At 70.1% G+C, this 18,581-nt stretch carries 19 protein-coding genes; 16 read left to right on the top strand and 3 right to left on the bottom strand.

All coding sequences use genetic code 11. The annotated features are described in order from the left end of the window. Window positions 1-3: 3 nt before the first annotated feature. Window positions 4-429 carry a CoA-binding protein gene (locus JWQ05_RS14380; protein ID WP_299659483.1) on the bottom strand — a complete coding sequence of 142 codons (426 nt, stop codon included), beginning with the start codon at window positions 427-429 and terminating at the stop codon, window positions 4-6. A 44-nt stretch (window positions 430-473) separates the two neighbouring features. Here JWQ05_RS14380 and JWQ05_RS14375 point away from each other — a divergent pair, with 44 nt between their 5' ends. The 4 genes from JWQ05_RS14375 to JWQ05_RS14360 all read left to right on the top strand — a co-directional run bounded on the left by JWQ05_RS14375 (window position 474) and on the right by JWQ05_RS14360 (window position 2,423). Beyond that, window positions 474-914 (top strand): PaaI family thioesterase, encoded by a 441-nt coding sequence (locus tag JWQ05_RS14375; protein ID WP_299659481.1) that lies wholly within the window; start codon window positions 474-476, stop codon window positions 912-914. A gap of 221 nt (window positions 915-1,135) precedes the next feature. Beyond that, window positions 1,136-1,609 carry a 50S ribosomal protein L13 gene (rplM, locus tag JWQ05_RS14370; protein WP_299659479.1) on the top strand — a complete coding sequence of 158 codons (474 nt, stop codon included), beginning with the start codon at window positions 1,136-1,138 and terminating at the stop codon, window positions 1,607-1,609. A 2-nt stretch (window positions 1,610-1,611) separates the two neighbouring features. Then, window positions 1,612-2,091, top strand: coding sequence for a 30S ribosomal protein S9 (gene rpsI / locus JWQ05_RS14365; RefSeq protein WP_299659477.1), 480 nt, complete (start codon window positions 1,612-1,614; stop codon window positions 2,089-2,091). Between the two features lie 80 nt (window positions 2,092-2,171). After that, complete coding sequence (locus JWQ05_RS14360) at window positions 2,172-2,423, top strand: hypothetical protein (RefSeq protein WP_299659475.1); 252 nt, start codon at window positions 2,172-2,174, stop codon at window positions 2,421-2,423. Between the two features lie 249 nt (window positions 2,424-2,672). Here the strand turns inward: JWQ05_RS14360 and JWQ05_RS14355 are convergent, their stop codons facing one another. Continuing rightward, on the bottom strand, window positions 2,673-3,191 hold the full coding sequence (locus JWQ05_RS14355; protein WP_299659473.1) for a hypothetical protein: 519 nt from the start codon (window positions 3,189-3,191) through the stop codon (window positions 2,673-2,675). Between the two features lie 246 nt (window positions 3,192-3,437). On the opposite strand from JWQ05_RS14355, the gene argC reads away from it, so the two are divergent. The 3 genes from argC to JWQ05_RS14340 all read left to right on the top strand — a co-directional run bounded on the left by argC (window position 3,438) and on the right by JWQ05_RS14340 (window position 7,285). Further along, entirely contained in the window at window positions 3,438-4,376 is a 939-nt protein-coding gene (argC, locus tag JWQ05_RS14350) for an N-acetyl-gamma-glutamyl-phosphate reductase (RefSeq protein ID WP_299659470.1), read from the top strand. Between the two features lie 941 nt (window positions 4,377-5,317). Further along, complete coding sequence (locus tag JWQ05_RS14345; RefSeq protein WP_299659518.1) at window positions 5,318-5,860, top strand: MucR family transcriptional regulator; 543 nt, start codon at window positions 5,318-5,320, stop codon at window positions 5,858-5,860. 267 nt (window positions 5,861-6,127) lie between these two features. Further along, window positions 6,128-7,285, top strand: coding sequence for an MFS transporter (locus tag JWQ05_RS14340; protein WP_299659515.1), 1,158 nt, complete (start codon window positions 6,128-6,130; stop codon window positions 7,283-7,285). A gap of 7 nt (window positions 7,286-7,292) precedes the next feature. Here the strand turns inward: JWQ05_RS14340 and JWQ05_RS14335 are convergent, their stop codons facing one another. Further along, the gene (locus tag JWQ05_RS14335; protein WP_366944605.1) at window positions 7,293-8,549 is read right to left on the bottom strand and encodes a hemolysin family protein; all 1,257 of its coding nucleotides are present in this window, start codon (window positions 8,547-8,549) and stop codon (window positions 7,293-7,295) included. A gap of 395 nt (window positions 8,550-8,944) precedes the next feature. On the opposite strand from JWQ05_RS14335, the gene JWQ05_RS14330 reads away from it, so the two are divergent. The 9 genes from JWQ05_RS14330 to JWQ05_RS14290 are packed head-to-tail and all read left to right on the top strand — an operon-like array spanning window position 8,945 to window position 18,536. Continuing rightward, window positions 8,945-10,057 carry an SDR family NAD(P)-dependent oxidoreductase gene (locus tag JWQ05_RS14330; protein WP_299659464.1) on the top strand — a complete coding sequence of 371 codons (1,113 nt, stop codon included), beginning with the start codon at window positions 8,945-8,947 and terminating at the stop codon, window positions 10,055-10,057. After that, a complete protein-coding gene (locus tag JWQ05_RS14325) occupies window positions 10,054-11,118 on the top strand; it encodes an NAD-dependent epimerase/dehydratase family protein (RefSeq protein WP_299659461.1) in 1,065 nt (354 codons plus the stop codon). The genes JWQ05_RS14330 and JWQ05_RS14325 overlap by 4 nt, the downstream gene beginning before the upstream one ends. Next, window positions 11,115-12,407 carry a TIGR04295 family B12-binding domain-containing radical SAM protein gene (locus JWQ05_RS14320; protein WP_299659459.1) on the top strand — a complete coding sequence of 431 codons (1,293 nt, stop codon included), beginning with the start codon at window positions 11,115-11,117 and terminating at the stop codon, window positions 12,405-12,407. The genes JWQ05_RS14325 and JWQ05_RS14320 overlap by 4 nt, the downstream gene beginning before the upstream one ends. Continuing rightward, complete coding sequence (locus tag JWQ05_RS14315; protein WP_299659457.1) at window positions 12,398-13,522, top strand: glycosyltransferase family 4 protein; 1,125 nt, start codon at window positions 12,398-12,400, stop codon at window positions 13,520-13,522. The genes JWQ05_RS14320 and JWQ05_RS14315 overlap by 10 nt, the downstream gene beginning before the upstream one ends. Next, a complete protein-coding gene (locus tag JWQ05_RS14310; protein ID WP_299659455.1) occupies window positions 13,519-14,631 on the top strand; it encodes a glycosyltransferase in 1,113 nt (370 codons plus the stop codon). The genes JWQ05_RS14315 and JWQ05_RS14310 overlap by 4 nt, the downstream gene beginning before the upstream one ends. After that, window positions 14,628-15,734 (top strand): glycosyltransferase, encoded by a 1,107-nt coding sequence (locus tag JWQ05_RS14305; protein WP_299659453.1) that lies wholly within the window; start codon window positions 14,628-14,630, stop codon window positions 15,732-15,734. Before JWQ05_RS14310 ends, JWQ05_RS14305 begins: the two co-directional genes overlap by 4 nt. Continuing rightward, window positions 15,731-16,852, top strand: coding sequence for a glycosyltransferase (locus tag JWQ05_RS14300; RefSeq protein WP_299659450.1), 1,122 nt, complete (start codon window positions 15,731-15,733; stop codon window positions 16,850-16,852). The genes JWQ05_RS14305 and JWQ05_RS14300 overlap by 4 nt, the downstream gene beginning before the upstream one ends. Continuing rightward, the gene (locus JWQ05_RS14295; protein WP_299659447.1) at window positions 16,849-17,952 is read left to right on the top strand and encodes an inositol-3-phosphate synthase; all 1,104 of its coding nucleotides are present in this window, start codon (window positions 16,849-16,851) and stop codon (window positions 17,950-17,952) included. Before JWQ05_RS14300 ends, JWQ05_RS14295 begins: the two co-directional genes overlap by 4 nt. Continuing rightward, entirely contained in the window at window positions 17,949-18,536 is a 588-nt protein-coding gene (locus JWQ05_RS14290; RefSeq protein WP_299659445.1) for a histidine phosphatase family protein, read from the top strand. The genes JWQ05_RS14295 and JWQ05_RS14290 overlap by 4 nt, the downstream gene beginning before the upstream one ends. The last annotated feature ends 45 nt before the right edge of the window (window positions 18,537-18,581 follow it).

Genomic DNA, 18,581 nt, shown 5'->3' with positions numbered 1-18,581 from the left:
TCGTCAGCGATCGATCTCGATCTTCGGACACCGATCCATCACCACCACGCACCCCGCCGCCTCCGCCCGCGCGGCGGCGGCGTCATCCCGCACGCCGACCTGCATCCAGATGAAGCGCGGCGGCGGCACCAGGGCCAGCGCTTCGTCCACCACGCCACCCGCCGCATCGGACTGGCGAAAGATCTCGACCATGTCGACGGGCTGGCCCAGGTCGGCGAGGCAGGCGACCACGGGCTGGCCGAGCAGCGTCTGACCGGCGAGCCCGGGATTGACCGGGGTGACGCGGTAGCCGCGTGCCAGCAGGAAGGCCATGACGTGGTGGCTCGGCCGGGCCGGATTGGCCGAGGCGCCCACCAGCGCGATGTTCTTCGTCTCGGTCAGCACCCGGCGGATCAGGGCGGGATCGTAGGCGTCGTGGGCGTGGCTCATGCCTCACCTTGTCGGTCATGCTCAAGCATGCTGCAAGGTGAGCTATGTCCGAGACCCTGCCCCAGACCCTGTCGCTGCCCGAGACCATCGCCTTCCTGGATTCGGCCTTTCCGCAGATGGCGGCGGGCGGGCGCAGCTATCACCTCGTCGCGGTCGGTCCCGGCTCGGCCCGGATGCGCATGGACCACCACGAACGGCACCTGCGCCCCGGCGGCACGGTCTCCGGCCCATCCATGATGGCGCTGGCCGACTACGCGCTCTTCGCGGCGATCCTCGCCAGCCTCGGCCCCGTGGCGCTGGCCGTCACCACGAACCTCAACTTCAACTTTCTGCGGAAACCCGGGCCGAACGGGCTGGTGGCCGAGGCGCGCCTGCTCAAGCTCGGGCGCCGGCTGGCGGTGGGCGAGGTGGCGATCACCGCGCCCGATTCGGACGATCTCGTCTGCCACGCCACCGGGACGTACTCGATCCCGCCGGAGCGGTGAGGGAGCGCCCCTCCCTCAGAGGGGAGACGGGAATTGCGCGATACGGTACCAGGATACCACTAGACCAAACCCGTTCGAATGATTGCGGTTTTCGTCATTCCGACGCCCAAAATCGCATCCGTGCTTGACGCCGGGTCCGGCAGCCCCTAGAGACGCCGCAACGCCGTCGCGTCCCGAACGCGGCGGCGCACCCTTTTCAAGTCAGTATGGAACGTCACGGGATGAGCAGCGCGCAAAAGACCTTTTCGCTGAAGCCCGCCGATGTCGACAAGAAGTGGATCATCGTCGATGCGGAGGGCCTGGTCGTCGGCCGGCTCGCCACCATCATCGCGATGCGCCTGCGTGGCAAGCACAAGGCTTCGTACACGCCCCACGTCGATTGCGGCGACAACGTCATCGTCATCAACGCCGAGAAGGTGAAGTTCACCGGCCGCAAGCGCGAGCAGAAGGTGTACTACCACCACACCGGTTACCCGGGCGGCATCAAGGAGCGGACGGCGAAGTTCATCCTCGACGGCCGGTTCCCCGAGCGCGTCGTGGAGAAGGCCGTCGAGCGCATGCTGCCGCGCGGCCCGCTCTTCCGCCAGATCATGGGCAACCTCCGGGTCTACAAGGGCTCCGAGCATCCCCACACCGCCCAGCAGCCGCAGGCGCTCGACGTCGGCAGCCTCAACCGCAAGAACGTGAGCGCTTGATCATGGCGACCCTTCAGTCCCTCTCCGACCTGAACCGCGCGAACGTCGAGGATCCCGAGAACGCGGCTCCCGTCCACGTTCAGAAGCTCGATGCCCAGGGCCGCGCCTACGCCACGGGCAAGCGCAAGGACGCGGTCGCCCGTGTCTGGATCAAGCCCGGCACCGGCACCGTGGTGGTCAACGGCCGTGCCGTCGAGACCTACTTCGCCCGCCCCGTGCTGCGCATGATCCTGCGCCAGCCGCTCACCATCGCCAACCGCGTCGACCAGTACGACATCACCGTCTCGGTGCATGGCGGCGGTCTCTCGGGCCAGGCCGGCGCCGTGCGCCACGGCCTGTCCAAGGCGCTGACCTACTACGAGCCGGAGCTGCGCGGCCCCCTCAAGCGCGAAGGCTTCCTCACCCGCGACGCCCGCGTGGTCGAGCGCAAGAAGTACGGCCGCAAGAAGGCCCGCCGCAGCTTCCAGTTCTCGAAGCGCTGAGGCGACGAACCAAGACGTATCGGGACAGGGCGGCTTCGGCCGCCCTTTCCTTTTGAAGCCCGGCGAGAGACCAATCCACGATGGCAAAACCCTTCCGGCGCGTCCGCGAGCCCGACGCCAAGGCCGTCACCCTCTGCCTCGCGAAACGCGACGGCGCCACGATGGGCGAGGTCAAGCTCCCCGATGGCCGCCTGTTCAGCACCACCGGCGTGCTCCCCATCGCCGAGGCCTTCGGCATCGCCGTGCATGTCGCAAACGAGAGCGACCGCGAGATCGTGGTGGTCGACCCGCAGAACCTCTGGCAGGCGTCGTGGGGTGAATTGACCGCCTGACCTTTCGGTCGAGGTCGATGGGCGGCCGTCTTCGGCATCCACCGAACTTCCGGGGTGTCGCGGGAGAGCAAAGACCCGGAGGGCGCGGCAAGCGGGCTCTCCAGGGCAGCCGGCAGCACGAAACGTGGCAGACCCTGCGTTCATGAATCCCGGGCTCCGCTGCGCGGGCCCCGGGATGGCACTGCGATCGCTCGTCCCTGCAGGACAAGGAAGCTGGGTCTTCTCACCCACCTCCGATCGAAACACGCCTCATGCGTGGAGCGCGTGCTCCAATTCCCCCTTCGACATCTTCGAGCGCCCGGGGATGTTCTTCGCCTGCGCGGCCTTCATCAGGTCGGCCTTGGTCTTTCCGGATCCGGATGCGCCGTGGCTTTCCTTGCGCGCCGCGGCGGTCTTCTTGGCGACATCCGCCGGCTGCTTCGAGAACTGCTTGCCCTTGGCCGAATCGGCGCGCTTCTTGTTCGTCGACCGGTCGTACTCGGATTTCGAGACGGCCTCGCGGGCCTTCTTCGGCAGATAGCGTTCCCCGGTCTCGCCGCTCTTCTCGCCGGACTTCGTGTCCCACTCCTCCTCGGTCCACTGCTTCAAGTGGTTGTCGTCGGATTTCTTGCCCTTGTAGCCGCCGCCGGCGTCCTTGTAGGCCTTGGTCGCGGCCTGTGCCTTGCGGGCGGACCATTGCCCGGGCTTGCCGCCCTTGTCCGATTCGGTGATCTCTTTCTTCACCTTGTCCCAAAGCTTGGGATCGGTCTTCTCCGCGCTGGCTGACATGGTCGTCTCCGGGCATTGACGGTCGTTGCCGCACCAACGGGTGGGGGTGAGGCCCGTTCCGGTCCGGCATGCGGCGTGCACAGGCTTGATGCGGTGTCATCAAGCCGTGTTGGCCCCGCGCGAAAACATCGACTTGCGCCGAGCGACATCGACTTCGATGAATGACATTGACTTGGGCAAGCGACGCCCGCACGGACTCGACCGGAGCGGACGCTCGGTGAGTGAAGAACAGGATAGAGCGTGTCCATGAGCGAGCACGGCGCCGGAGGACAGCCCACGGTCTTCATCGACGGCGAAGCCGGCACCACCGGCCTCGGCATCCGCGAGCGCCTGGAGCGCGAAGGCCGCGTCGCCCTGCGCAGCATTCCGCACGAGAGCCGCAAGGACGTCTCCGTCAAGCGTACGCTGCTGCAGGAGGTCGACCTCGTCGTGCTGTGCCTGCCGGACGAGGCCGCCAAGGAGACCGTGGCGCTCGCCGACACCCTGCCGGGCGGTGGCCCCCGCATTCTCGATGCCAGCACCGCGCACCGGGTCGACCCCGCCTGGATCTACGGTTTTGCCGAATTGGAGCAGGCGCAAGCCGACGCGATCCGGCGGGCCCGGCGGGTCGCCAATCCGGGCTGCTATCCCACCGGCGCCATCGCGCTGCTCCGCCCCCTGGTGGAGGCGGGTCTGCTGCCGGCCGACCATCCGGTCAGCATCAACGCGGTCAGCGGCTACAGCGGCGGCGGCAAGAGCATGATCGAGGCCTACGAGTCCGGGCGGGGCGAGCCCTTCCTGCTCTACGGCCTCGGCTTCACGCACAAGCACCTGCCCGAGACCCAGGCCTATGCGGGCCTGAGCCGCCGGCCGATCTTCATTCCGTCCGTGGGCAATTTCCGGCAGGGCATGCTGGTGAGCGTCCCGCTCTTCCTCGACACCCTGCCGGGCGCACCCCGTGTCGCCGATCTCAAGGCCGTGCTGACGGCCTATTACGCGGGCCAGGACCTCGTGCGGGTGATCCCCGCCGACGGCACCGAGCGGATCGAGCCCGAGGCGCTCAACGACACCGATCGCCTCGAACTCCGGGTCTACGGCCACGACACCTTCCGTCAGGCCGTGCTCGTCGCCCGCCTCGACAATCTCGGCAAGGGCGCCTCCGGCGCGGCCGTGCAGAATATCGGCCTGATGCTCGGCCTCGACTGAGACGGGACCGCGAAAGCCGAACACAGCACGCGTCGGCCTCGGCTGATGGAAACGGATCGCCCGCGCGCCGCAACTCGGCGAGCGTGCGCCGCGCGTGTCGCGCACGAACAGGACTGGCCGATCAGCGGGGGATGTCCTGCAAAACGGCGCGACCATTCAGGACGCCCGAAGCCGCGCAAGCAGCCGGGAGCGTGGACAGCCGCGCATCGCTGCCCCTCCACTCCGATGAAGCCAGACGCTGATCGCTGGACCACGCCGTCGGACTCGGATCAGACCAGATTCGACACAGCATCGGGCGCGATCCAAAAAGCTTCGTCGGCCTGATCGATGTCCTTCACCGCTACAGTCTCACGCGATCGTGCAGTTGATCTCCGACCGCAAGACGACGGAGCCGGGATGCCGCGCGAGACGGGCATCACGACGCGCGGATCTCGGAGCATCGACGTGCATCCTGCTGCGAGAGCGGTAGACATCTTGTGAACTTGTTCGCATAGTGCAGCAATCATCATTGCGAGAACCGTCGCAATGCATTACCGAACGTTCATCAGGCCACTTTGAAAGACGGCCGCGGGTCGATGATGACGACCTGGCTGTTCGCGGATGAGCGGCGCCGAGCGTGGCGGCCGCAATTCCGGGCGCAGGGACGGCGTGAAGACGACATCGATCAAGTCCCATGTTTTCGTTCCGCAGATGCAGACAATTCTAAAGAACGTGCGCCCCGCCTAGTCACGCCTGTCGCGTCCACAGGTGGCTTCATCGTTTTTTCGGGCAACTGGAGGGCGATCATTCTCCGTCATGCCTGCGATGCGCGAAAATTGACAAATGATCCACAACCCGTCGGGGAAAAACCGCTTGACCGGCCGAAGATCTTCTTGATTGGCCAAAGAACTGAGCCTAGGTTTCTCAACAACTCCAACACTTCACCAGATCGGCCCAGCCACATGACCGAAACAGACACCGATGCAGCCCGACTCATCACCCTGGCGGCCGATATCGTCTCGGCCTATGTCAGCAACAATCACGTACAGAGCGCAGAACTTCCCAAGCTCTTGAGTGATGTGCACGAGGCGATCCGTGGCGTCTCCGCGGCCGGTGCGCCGGTCGTCGATGCCGGTCCGCCCAAGGCGACGCCGCAGGAGATCCGCCGCTCGATCACCGCGGACTACTTGATCAGTTTCGAGGACGGCAAGCAGTACAAGACCCTGCGCCGCCACCTGACCCTGCGCGGGCTGACGCCCGAGCAGTATCGCGCGAAGTGGGGCCTTGCGCCCGATTACCCGATGACCTCGGCGAGCTATTCCGAGCAGCGCTCCGAACTCGCCCGCGCGCTCGGCCTCGGCCAGCAGCGTCGCAAGGGCGTCGCCAAGAGCGCGCCGGAGGAGACCGTCAGCGAGGCGGCGGCGGACGTCGAGGCCAAGGAAGAGGCCGAGGCGCCCGCGCCCGAGAAGAAGCGTCGCGGCCCCCGCAAGAAGGTCGACGCCTGATCGCATCCCCTCGGGCCTGACCGACAGGTCGGGCCCGATCCAGATCACGACGCGCAGGCCGGCCGGAGATGTCCGGGCCGGTCTGCGCGTCGTTCGTCGTTTCGGGGATGGGAGCGGTCAGGGGCATACGATGCGCGCGCAGGCTCCCCGAGCCCGGCGCATCGCTGATCCGGGTCGGCCGTGTTAGCCCTGCGGGTGCGTGCTGCAATGCAGCATTCCACCCTCGCGCCGCCTCGGGCGGGGGCCGGCCTCAGCCCCAGGCGCCCCATGCTCTCCCGCCCGATCCTCGCCCTGGCCGCGGCCTCCTTCGGCATCGGCACCACCGAATTCGTGATCATGGGGCTGCTGCCCGAGGTGGCCGACAGCTTCGGCGTGAGCGTGCCGCGCGCGGGCCTCCTGGTCTCTGGCTATGCCCTCGGGGTCGCCGTCGGCGCGCCCATCGTCGCCATCGCCACAGCCCGGCTGCCGCGCAAGGCCGCGCTCCTCGTGCTGATGGCGGTGTTTCTGCTGGGCAACCTCGGCTGCGCGCTCGCCCCGAGCTACGACCTGCTGATGCTGGCGCGCATCGTCACCGCCTTCGCGCACGGCGCCTTCTTCGGCATCGGCGCGGTGGTGGCGGCGAGCCTCGTGCCGCGCGAACAGCGCACCCAGGCCGTCGCGCTGATGTTCGCGGGCCTGACCCTGGCCAACGTGCTCGGCGTCCCCTTCGGAACGGCGCTCGGGCAGTTCGCCGGCTGGCGGGCGACGTTCTGGGCCGTGCTCGCCCTCGGGATCGTGGCCGCCGCCGCCATCCTGGCCTACGTGCCCGGCGGGATGCCCGGCTCGCGCGGGGGCCTGGCGGGGGAGTTCCGCTCCCTGCGGCGCTGGCCGGTCCTGCTGCCGATGCTGGTGAGCACGCTGGCCTCGGTGAGCCTGTTCACGGTGTTCACCTACATCACGCCGCTCCTGGAGGACGTCAGCGGGCTCACCCCGACCCAGGTCACCGGCGCGCTCCTGCTCTTCGGCGTCGGCCTGACGCTCGGCAACCTCGCCGGCGGGCGCCTGGCGGACCGGCGCCTGATGGCCACCGTCATCGGCGCCTTCTCGGCCCTCGTGGTGGTCCTGGCCCTGTTCGCCTTCACGGCGAAGGCCGCGATCCCCGCCGTGCTGACGCTCCCGGTCTGGGGCGCCCTGGTCTTCGCCCTGGTGGCGCCCCTGCAGGTCTGGGTGGTGGAAGCCGCCACCGACGCGCCGAACCTCGCCTCGACCCTGAACCAGGGCGCGTTCAACCTCGGCAACGCCACCGGCGCGGCCCTGGGCGGGGCGGTGGTCACCGCCGGCCTCGGCTATGGCAGCCTGCCCTGGTTCGGGGCCGCCATCGCGCTCCTGGCCCTCGGCCTGACCCTCACGGCCCGCAGACCCGCCGGGCGGCCACGGATCGCCTGAGGCCCGATCAGGCCAGGGGGGTGGCCAGGACCTTGTCGATGCGCCGGCCGTCCATGTCGACGACCTCGAAGCGCCAGCCATGCGACTCGAAGAACTCGCCCGTGGCCGGGATGCGGCCGAGGCGGAAGATCACGAAGCCCGCGAGCGTGGTGAAGTCGTCGGAATCCGGCCGTTCCACGAAGGCGAGGCGGTCGAAGGCCTGGGTCGCCGGCATCATACCGTCGATGAGGAGCGAGCCGTCGTCCCGCTCGACCACGTTGGGCTCGTCGCCCACCTCCGGGATGTTGCCCGCGATCGCCTCCAGGAGGTCGGTCTGCGTGACGATGCCCTCGAGGCTGCCGTACTCGTCGACCACCACCGCCATCCGCACGGGCTTGGCCTGGAAGGTCTCCAGCACGGCGAGGATCGACATGCTCTCGTGGACCACGATCGGCGGCTGCGTCACCGCCAGCACGTCCACGCTCTTGCCGTCGAGGAGCTGGTTCAGCAGGTCCTGCTTGCGCACCACGCCGACGATCTCGTCGACTTCGCTGCGGCTGACCACGAGCTGCGCGTGGTCGCATTCGCGCACCGACCGGAGGATCGCCTCGCGGTCCTCGTCGGCATCCACCCACTCGACCTCGTGGCGCGGCGTCATGATATCGCGCACCCGGCGCTCGCCGATGGAGAAGATGCGCTGCACCGCCTCCTGCTGCGCCTCGCGGATCAGGCCGGCCTCCTGGCTCGCCTGAACCAGGAGGTTGAGCTCGGCGGTGGAGTGCAGGGAGCCCTCGCCGTGGCCGGCCTGGAGCCCGAACAGGCGCACGATGCCGTTGCCGAGCCCGTTCAGGAACAGGATGGCGGGCCGGAAGACGAACAGGAAGACGCCGAGCGGCCGGACCACGGCGAGCGCGGTGCGCTCGCTGCGCTGGAGCGCGAGGCTTTTGGGCGCCAGTTCGCCGAGCACGATGTGCATCGAGGTGATGAGGACGAAGGAGATCACCACCGCGATGGTGTGGGCGGCCGTGGTGCCCACCGGCTCCGGCAGGAAGCCGAGGGCCGGCACGATGAGGTGGGCGAGCGCCGGTTCGCCGACCCAGCCTAGCGCCAGGGACGAGATGGTGATGCCGAGCTGCGTGGCGGCGAGGTAGGCGTCGAGGTGATCGGTGGCGCGCTGGAGCGACCGGGCATGGGTCCGGCGCTCGGAGACCAGTTCGGCGACCCGGCTCTTGCGCACCGAGACCAGGGCGAACTCGGCGGCCACGAAGAACCCATTGGCGAGCACGAGGGCGAAGACGGCAACGAGGCCCAAGCCGGTTGCCCATGCATCGTCGAAAATCGTCGTCTCCCCTGATCAGCGGCGGATCTCTAACAGCTACGCCGGGTACGGGCCACCGCGATCCCGCCGAAGATGCGACGGGGAAGGCCGGGCTCGCACGAAATGGCCGCAAGTCCCGAAAGATCCCGACGCAGCCTGCGCCGACAGGAAGAAAAAGACCATTCCGGACACAGTGAATCATTGCCAGGAACAAAGCTGACAACTCACGGTTCTCGGGTCGCACGGGCATTCCGTCAGAACAGTCGGAATTTCGACTGGCCTGTGGTCAGCATTAACCCATGTTATCCGTCCGGATATCGTTTGTTAGTGCTTCGATTCCTAGCGTGGGGCATCGTGACTGCGTGAAAGAAACCATTCTGATCACCGGCGGCGCCGGCTTCATCGGTCGCCACCTCGCGCATGCGCTGCTGGAGCGGGGCTACCGCGTCCGGGTTCTCGACAGCCTGATCGAGCAGGTCCACGGCCACGCCAAGGTGGCGCAGGGTCTCGCCCCCGAGGTCGAGATCCGCATCGGCGACGTGCGCGACGCCGGGGCCGTCGCGGCGGCCCTGAAGGGGGTCGACCGCGTGGTTCACCTGGCGGCCGAGGTCGGTGTCGGCCAGAGCATGTATGCCGTGGAGCGCTACGTCTCGGTCAACGATTGCGGCACCGCGGTGCTGTTCGAGGGCCTGATCGCCAATCCGGTCAAGCGCGTCGTCGTCGCCTCCTCGATGAGCGTCTACGGCGAGGGCCTCTACCGCGCCGAGGACGGCACCCTCGTGGAGAATGCGCTCCGGCGCCCGCGAAAGGCCGGCGAATTCTGGGACCCCCTCGACGCCGGGGGCCGCCCGTTGCGCCCGGTGCCGACACCGGAAACCAAGCTGCCCGCGCTCGCCTCGGTCTACGCTCTCACGAAGTACATGCAGGAGCGCCTGACCCTGACGCTCGCGCCCGCCTACGGCATGGAGGGCGTCGCCCTGCGCCTGTGGAACGCCTACGGACCCGGCCAGGCCCTCTCGAATCCCTATACGGGCGTGCTCGCGATCTTCGCCGCGCGCATCCACAACGGCCAGCCGCCGATGATCTTCGAGGACGGCGAGCAGCGCCGCGACTTCGTCCACGTGGAGGACGTGGCGCGCGCCTTCGTGCTGGCCCTGGAGCACCCGGACGCGCCGGGCCAGGTCTACAATGTCGGCAGCGGCGAGGATCGCTCCGTGCGCGAGGTCGCCCGCCTGCTGGCCGAGGCCATGGGCCGCCCCGACATCGCCCCCGAGGTCACCGGCCAGGCGCGCTCCGGCGACATCCGCCACTGCATCGCCGATATCGGCCGCATCGAGCGCGAACTCGGCTTCCGGCCGCAGCGCGACTTCACCGAGGGCCTGGCCGAACTCGCGGCCTGGGTCGCCCGGCAGCAGGCGATCGACCGCGTGGCGGATGCGCGCCGGGAACTCGAAGCACGGGGTCTCGTGGCTTGACGAAACGCACCGTCCTCATCACCGGCGGCGCCGGTTTCGTCGGCGCCAACCTCGCGGACAGCCTGGCGGGCGACGGCCATACCGTCATCGTCTACGACGCCCTCGTGCGCCCTGGCGTGGCGCGCAACCTCGCATGGCTGCAGGCACGCCACCCCGACCGGATCCGCTCGATCGTCGCCGACATCCGCGATGCGGGGCCCCTCGGCGAAGCGGTGGCCGAGGCCGGGGCCGTGTTCCACTTCGCCGCGCAGGTGGCGGTGACGACGAGCCTCACCGACCCGCGCGGCGATGCCGAGGTGAACCTCATCGGCACGCTCAATTTGCTGGAGGCGATGCGCGCGCGGGCGCGGCCCATACCCCTGCTGTTTGCCTCCACCAACAAGGTCTATGGCGACCTGCCCGATATCGCGCTCGCCCGCGAGGGCGACGCCCACCTGCCGGTCGATCCCACGTTACGCGCACGCGGCATCGGCGAGGACCGCCCGCTGGATTTCCACACCCCCTATGGCTGTTCCAAGGGTGCGGCGGACCAGTACGTGCTCGACTATTCCCGCAGCTTCGGCCTGCCGACGGCGGTCTTCCGCATGAGCTGCATCTACGGCCCGCGCCAGATGGGCACCGAGGACCAGGGCTGGGTCGCCCACTTTCTCATCCGCGCCCTCGAAGGCAAGGCCATCACCCTCTATGGCGACGGCGCGCAGGTGCGCGACATCCTGCACGTGCGGGATGCCGTCGCCGCCTATCGCGCGGCCTTGACCCGCATCGACGCCATCGCGGGCCGCGCCTTCAATCTCGGAGGCGGCCCGCGCAACGCGGTGAGCCTGCTCCAGATCCTCGACCACATCGCCGCCCTGACCGGACGTCCCGTCGAACGCACCCTCCAGGACTGGCGCCCGGGCGACCAGCGCTACTACGTCTCGGATACGCGCGCGGTCACGGAGGCGCTGAGCCTCGGCAGCGCGACCGAGTGGCGCGAAGGCGTCGCCGATCTGGCCGCCTGGCTCGCGACCGAGCGCGGGTTCAGATCCGGCCACGCGCCGCTCGCGGGGGCCGCCGAATGAGAGTCGCCCTCGTCAACCCGCCCTGGGACTACCGCAACAGCATCTATTTCGGGTGCCGCTCGCCGCACCTGCCCCTGGAACTCGCCTATAGCGCCGCCCTGCTGGAGGCCGCCGGCCACGAGGCGCTCATCGTCGATGCGCATCTCGACGGCCTCGGCCAGGATCAGGCCGCCGACGCGGTCGCGGCCTTCGCCCCGGCCATGACCGTGGTGGCGACCGCACCCACCTACCTGTTCTGGCGCTGCGCCCCGCCGGAATTGCGGGTGCCGCGCGGCTTCCTCGACGCCCTGAACGGGCGCGGCGGCCGCACGGTCGCGGTGGGCCCGCACGGCTCGGCGACGCCGGGCCCGACCCTCGACAAGCTCGCCTGCGATGTCGTCGTGCGCGGCGAATGCGAGGAGATCGTCGCCCGCCTCGCCGATGCGGACGATCTCCACGCGGTGCCGGCCATCGCCTTCCGCGACGGCGGCGCCCGGGTGGTGACCGGCGGGCCCCATGCGAGCCGCTTCACCGATCTGGCCCCCCTGCGCTGGCCCGACCGCTGGATCGCGCGGCACACCCACCATCACCACCGCTTCGACACCCAGCCCGACGGGCCTGGCGCCGAGGTCGAGGCCTCGCGCGGCTGCCCCTACGCGTGCAGTTTCTGCGCGAAGATCGACTTTCGCGACGCCTACCGCCGACGCGACCTCACCATCGTCCTCGATGAGATCGACGGGCTGATCGCGCAGGGCGTGACCTACCTCTATTTCATCGACGAGATCTTCCTGCCCCAGAAGCCCCTGCTGGAGGCCCTCGTCTCCCGCGAGGTGCGCTTCGGCATCCAGACCCGGATCGACCTCTGGAAGCCCGACATGCTCGACCTCCTCGGGGCGGCGGGCTGCGTCTCCATCGAGGCCGGCATCGAGAGCCTGACGGAAGCGGGCCGCGCCGCCCTCGACAAGAAGTGCCGGGCCTCCACCGACGATCTCGCCGAGCGCCTGATCCATGCCCGGCGCAGCGTTCCCTTCGTCCAGGCCAACCTGATCGCGGTGGCGGGCGACGACCCCGCCATGGTGGCGGATTGGCGCGACCGCCTGCGCCGGGACGGGGTCTGGGCCAACGATCCGGTGCCGCTCTATCCCTATCCGAGTTCGCCCGATTACCGCCGCCTCTGGGGCGAGCCCGACGACCACGCCTGGGAGCGCGCGCACGCCCATTACCTCGGGCAGTTCACGCGCCTCAGCGACATCCAGGAGGAGCGCCCGCTGCCTCTTCGCGACCTGGAGGCCGCATGCGGATGCCGGTGAGAGAGCGCCCGCACGTCCTGATGACGGCCGACGCCCTGGGCGGGGTCTGGCAGTACAGCCTCGACCTCGGCGAGGGCCTGGTGCGGCGCGGGCTGAGCGTCACCATCGCGGTCCTCGGGCCGGTCCCGCCCGCCGAGCGCATCGCCGCCGCCGAGGCCGCCAGCGGCTGCCGCATCCTCGCAACCGGCCTCGCCCTCGACTGGATGGCGCGGGACCCGGCCGAGGTCCGCGAGGCCGCGGCCGCCCTGGCGCGCCTCGCCGGGAGCCTGAACGCCGACATCGTCCACCTGCATTCCCCGGCGCTCGCCGGCCCGGACTACCCGGTGCCGGTGGTGGCCGTCTCCCATTCCTGCGTCGGGACGTGGTGGGAGGCCGTGGAGACCGGCCCGCTGCCCGCCGACCTCGCTTGGCGCCGCGATCTCGCCGCCGCCGGATGCGCCACCGTCGATGCCCTGCTGGCGCCGACGAAAGCCTTCGCGGCGGCGACGCAGGCGGTCTACGGGCTACCCGCGAGCCCCGTGGTGGTGCGCAACGGGCGCCGCGCGTCGGCCCGGCCGAGCGGGGCGCTCCCGCCCGCGTCCTACGTCTTCACCGCCGGGCGCCTCTGGGACCGGGCCAAGAACGCCGCCGCCCTCGACCGGGTCGCCGCGCGCCTCGACTGGCCGCTTCGGGCCGCCGGACCGATGGAGAGCCCGAGCGGCGAGCGCGTGGCGGCGCGCCACCTCGACTGCCTCGGCCGCCTCGACGATCTCGGCGTCGCCGCGCACCTCGTTCGGCGCCCGGTCTTCCTCTCGCTCGCGCGCTACGAGCCCTTCGGCCTCGCGGTGCTGGAGGCGGCGAGCGCCGGCTGCGCCCTCGTCCTCTCCGACCTCGCGAGCTTTCGCGAATTGTGGGACGGCGCCGCTCTCTTCGTCGACCCGGAGGACGAGGCCGGCGCGGTCGCGGCGATCCGGGGGCTCGCCGACGATCCCGCCGAGCGGGCCCGGTGGGGCGCGGCCGCGCGCACCCGCGCCGGCCGCTACGGCGTCGAGGCGATGACCACCGGCGTGCTCGGCATCTTCCGCGCCTGCTGGGCCGGGACCTCCGCCCGCTCCCTCGGGGGGGCCGCCGCATGAGGATCGCCTACTTCACCCATTCCCTGGCCTCGTGCTGGAACCACGGCAACGCGCATTTCCTGCGCGGGGTGCTGCGGGAACTGATCGCGCTGGGCCATGAGGTCGATGCCTACGAGCCCGAGGGCGCCTGGAGCCTGGAGAACCTGCTGCGGGACCACGGCGAGGCCGGCCTCGACGCCTACCGGGCGGCCTATCCGGACCTCGCCTCGACGACCTATGCAAGCATCGACGCCGTCGCGGACCGGGTCGCACAGGCCGATCTCGTGATCGTCCACGAGTGGAACGACCCGGCCCTCGCCGCCGCCCTCGGCGCCCGGCGTAAAAGCGGCGCCGGCTACACCCTGCTGTTCCACGACACCCACCACCGCGCCGTCAGCGCCCCCGACGAGATGCGCCGCTTCGACCTCTCCGGCTTCGACGGGATCCTGGCCTTCGGCGAGACCCTGGCGGCGGTCTATCGAAACTGGGGCTGGGGCGACCGCGCCTTCGTCTGGCACGAGGCCGCCGACACCCGCCTGTTCCATCCGCCGGCGCGGGAGGGCCCGCGCGCCGGACTCGTCTGGATCGGGAACTGGGGCGACGACGAGCGCAGCCAGGAACTCGAGACCTACCTGTTCGCGCCGGCCCGGGCCGCCGGGCTCGGACTCGACGTCTACGGCGTGCGCTATCCCGATGCGGCGGTCCGGACCCTGCAACATCATGGCGCGTGCTATAACGGCTGGGCGCCCAATGCAGCCGCGCCACGCCTCTTCGCGCAGCATGTGGCAACCGTCCACGTGCCACGTCGCTTCTACGTGCGGCACCTGCCCGGCATCCCGACCATCCGCGTCTTCGAGGCCCTGGCCTGCGGCATCCCGCTCGCCTGCGCGCCCTGGGACGACGCGGAGGGGCTGTTCAGGCCCGGCACGGACTACCTCGTCGCCCGCAGCGGGCCCGAGATGGGGCGCCACCTCGCGGCGCTGCGGAACGACCCCGCCTTGCGGATTTCCTTACGCGATCAGGGTCTTGCCACCATCGCGGCCCGCCACACCTGTGCCCATCGCGCCGCCGAACTGCTCGCCATCGTGGCGCGCCTCGGCGTTCCCGAACCCCTGGAGAGATCCGCATGAAGATCGCCTTCTACGGCTCCAGCCTGCTGTCCTCCTACTGGAACGGCGCGGCCACCTACTATCGCGGCCTCCTCAGCGACCTCGCCGGCCGCGGCCACAGCATCACCTTCTACGAACCCGACGCCTTCGACCGTCAGCAGCACCGCGACATCGACCCGCCGCCCTATGCCGAGGTGAAAGTCTATCCGGCGACCCCCGACGCCATGCGCGGCGTTGTGGCGGAAGCGGCGCGAGCGGATGTCGTCGTCAAGGCGAGCGGTGTCGGGATCTTCGACGAGGAACTGCTCGAGGGCGTCATCGACACATCGCGGCCGGAGGCGATCCGCATCTTCTGGGACGTCGACGCGCCCGCCACCCTCGCGGAGATGCGGGCGAACGCCGCCCACGTCCTGCACCGCGCGATGCCGGCCCTCGACCTCGTCCTGACCTATGGCGGCGGCCCGCCGGTGGTCGCCGCCTACGAGGACTTCGGCGCCCGGCGCTGCATCCCGATCTACAACGCCCTCGATCCGGCGACCCACCACCCCGTACCGCCCGAGCCGCGCTTCGCCGCCGACCTCGCCTTCCTCGGCAACCGCCTGCCGGACCGCGAGGCACGCGTGGAGGCGTTCTTCCTCGACGCGGCCGCGCACCTACCCGAGCGGCGCTTCCTCCTCGGCGGCAGCGGCTGGGAAGGCCGTGGCCTGCCGGCCAACGTCCATCACCTCGGGCACGTCTACACACGCGAGCACAACGCCTTCAACACGACGCCGCTCGCCGTGCTCAACATCGCCCGCGACAGCATGGCGGAAGTGGGCTTCTCGCCGGCAACCCGCGTCTTCGAGGCGGCGGGAGCCGGGGCCTGCCTCATCACCGATGCCTGGGAGGGCATCGAACGCTTCCTGGAGCCGGGCACCGAGGTGCTGGTCGCCCGTGACGGGCGCGAAGTCGCCGAGCACCTCGCCGGCCTGACACCGGAGCGCGCCCGCACGATCGGCGCGGCGGCCCGCGCCCGCATCACGGCCGAGCACACCTATGCGCGGCGCGGGGCAGAGGTCGACGCGATCCTACGGAACGAGGCCGTCCGCAAGGGCGCCCTCATGCGGCCCCGGAGCGTTGCGTGAGCCGCCGTCTCAGCCTCGTGGTGCTCGGTCTGAGCCTGTCCTCGTCCTGGGGGAACGGGCACGCCACCACCTACCGCGCCCTGCTGAAGGCTTTCGCATTGCGCGGTCACGACGTCCTGTTCCTGGAGCGGGACGTACCCTGGTATGCCGAGCATCGCGACCTCGCCGAGCCCGGCTTCTGCCGCTTCGCGCTCTATCCCGACCTCGCCGCGCTGGAGACGTACCGGGAGGCGATCGCGGCGGCGGATGCCGTCATCGTCGGTTCCTACGTGCCCGACGGGATCGCTGTCGGCGACCGGGTGCTCGCCTGGGCGCAGGGCCTGCGCGCCTTCTACGACATCGATACGCCCGTCACCCTGGCGCGCCTGGAGGCGGACGATTGCGCCTACCTCGCCAAGCGCCAGATCGCGGATTACGACCTCTACCTGTCCTTCACCGGCGGGCCGACCCTGCGCCTCCTCGAGGAGACCTACGGCTCGCCAGCCGCGCGCGCGCTTTATTGCTCCGTCGACCCTCAGGCCTACCCGGCCCTGGAGCGGGAGATCCTCTACGATCTCTCCTATCTCGGCACCTACAGCCCAGACCGGCAGCCGACCCTGGAACGCCTCCTGATTGAGCCGGCCCGGCGCGCGCCGGACCTGCGCTTCTGCGTCGCCGGCCCCCAATACCCGGACGGGATCGACTGGCCCGCCAACGTCACGCGCTTCGCGCACCTGCCGCCGGACCGGCACCCGGACTTTTACGCCGCGAGCCGCTACACCCTGAACGTCACCCGCGCGGACATGATCCGGGCCGGCTATTCCCCGAGCGTGCGCCTGTTCGAGGCGGCCTGCATCGGCACGCCGATCATCGGCGACACCTGGGACGGCCTCGACACGGTGCTCGCACCGGGCTCCGAGATCATCCTGGCGCAGGGACCCGAGGACGTGCTCCCGATCCTACGGCTGCAGCCGGACGCGGTGCGACGGCGCATCGGCGCAGCGGCCCGCGCGCGGGTTCTCGCCCGCCACAGCGCCGGCCGCCGGGCGACCGAACTGGAGGACGCGCTCAGCGCCGGGATCGCGATCCGGAGCCGGGGCGCCGCGCCCACGACCTGCCTGGAGGAGGCCGGCGCATGACGGGCGATCCGATCCGCGTCGGCCTCGTCGGAGTGGGCAATTGCGCCTCGTCCTTCGTGCAGGGGCTGCATTACTATCGCGACGCGGACCCGGCCGAGACGGTGCCAGGGCTGATGAACGTGTCCCTCGGCGGCTACCATATCCGCGACGTCACGGTGGTCTCGGCCTTCGACATCAACGCCGCGAAGGTCGGGCGCGATCTGGCCGACGCGATCGGCGCCGCCCCGAACAACACGATCCGCTTCGCCGAGGTGCCGGCGAGCGGCGTCACCGTCCGGCGCGGCCCGACCCTCGACGGGCTCGGCCGTTACATGCGCGCGGAAATCGTCGAGGCTGACGGCCCCGTCGACGATGTGGTTGCCGAACTCCGGCGCACGCGCACGCAGGTTTTGGTTTCCTACCTGCCGGTGGGCTCGCAGGCGGCCACCGAGTTCTACGCCCGCTGCGCCCTCGATGCGGGCTGCGCCTTCGTGAACTGCATTCCCGTCTTCATCGCCTCCGATCCGGATTGGCGGGCGCGCTTCGCGCAGCGTGGCCTTCCCATCGTGGGCGACGACATCAAGAGCCAGGTCGGCGCCACCATCGTGCACCGGATGCTGGCCAACCTGATGCGCGAGCGCGGCGTCCGCCTCGACCGGACCTACCAGCTCAACTTCGGCGGCAACGCCGATTTCAAGAACATGCTCGAACGCGAGCGCCTGGAATCGAAGAAGATCTCCAAGACCCGCGCGGTCACGAGCCAGCTCGACGTTCCGCTCCACCCCGACGACATCCATGTCGGGCCAAGCGACCACGTGCCCTGGCTGACCGACCGGAAATGGGCGCAGATCCGGCTGGAAGGCACGGCCTTCGGCGGAGTACCGCTATCAATGGAATTGAAGCTCGAGGTCTGGGATTCGCCGAACTCGGCGGGCATCGTCATCGATGCCGTGCGCTGCGCCCGCCTCGCCCTCGACCGCCGCATCGGCGGCGCCCTGGTCGGGCCGTCGAGCTACTTCATGAAGGCGCCGCCGCAGCAATTCACGGATGCGGAAGCCCGCGCCCGCACGCGCGCCTTCATCGCCGGTGAGGCCGACATCGTCCCGGTGGGGCCGGCGTGAGCCGGATCATCCTGGTGCGCCATGCCAGCCACGACCGGGTGGACCGCATCCTGTGCGGCCGCATGGCGGGCGTGTCCCTCGGGGACGAGGGCCGCCGCGAAGCCGACGCGCTCGGGCAGGCCCTTCGCAATTGCGGCGCGCGCGCCGTGCTGACGAGCCCGCGTGCCCGCTCCGTCGAGACCGCGCACCCTATCGCTCGGGTGCTGGGGCTGCCGGTGATCGAGGAGTCCGGCCTCGATGAGATCGATTTCGGCGACTGGACCGGTCGATCCTTCGTCGATCTCTCCGACGACCCGCTCTGGTGGGCCTGGAACACGCAGCGCGACCGCACCCGCCCGCCCGGCGGCGAGGGCATGGGGCAGGCCCAGGCACGGGCCGTGGCGGCTCTCGCCGGCCGGCCCGAGGAGTGTCTGATCGCGGTCAGCCACGGCGACGTCATCCGCGCCGTTCTCCTCCATGTCCTGGGTCTCTCCATCGCTGCCTACGATCGCCTCGTGGTGGACCCGGCATCCATCGCCTGCGTCGACATCTGGCCCGGCGGCGGTCGGGTGCGAGGCGTCAACGCCACGGCGCATCTGTCATGAGGCTGCCCGTCGTGAGGCCCACGGGGTCCGGGCGCGTCGTCGATC

Source organism: Methylobacterium sp. (assembly GCF_028290105.1).
In the GTDB taxonomy this organism is placed as follows: Bacteria; Pseudomonadota; Alphaproteobacteria; order Rhizobiales; family Beijerinckiaceae; genus Methylobacterium.
This window is presented reverse-complemented; position numbering and strand designations above follow the sequence as displayed.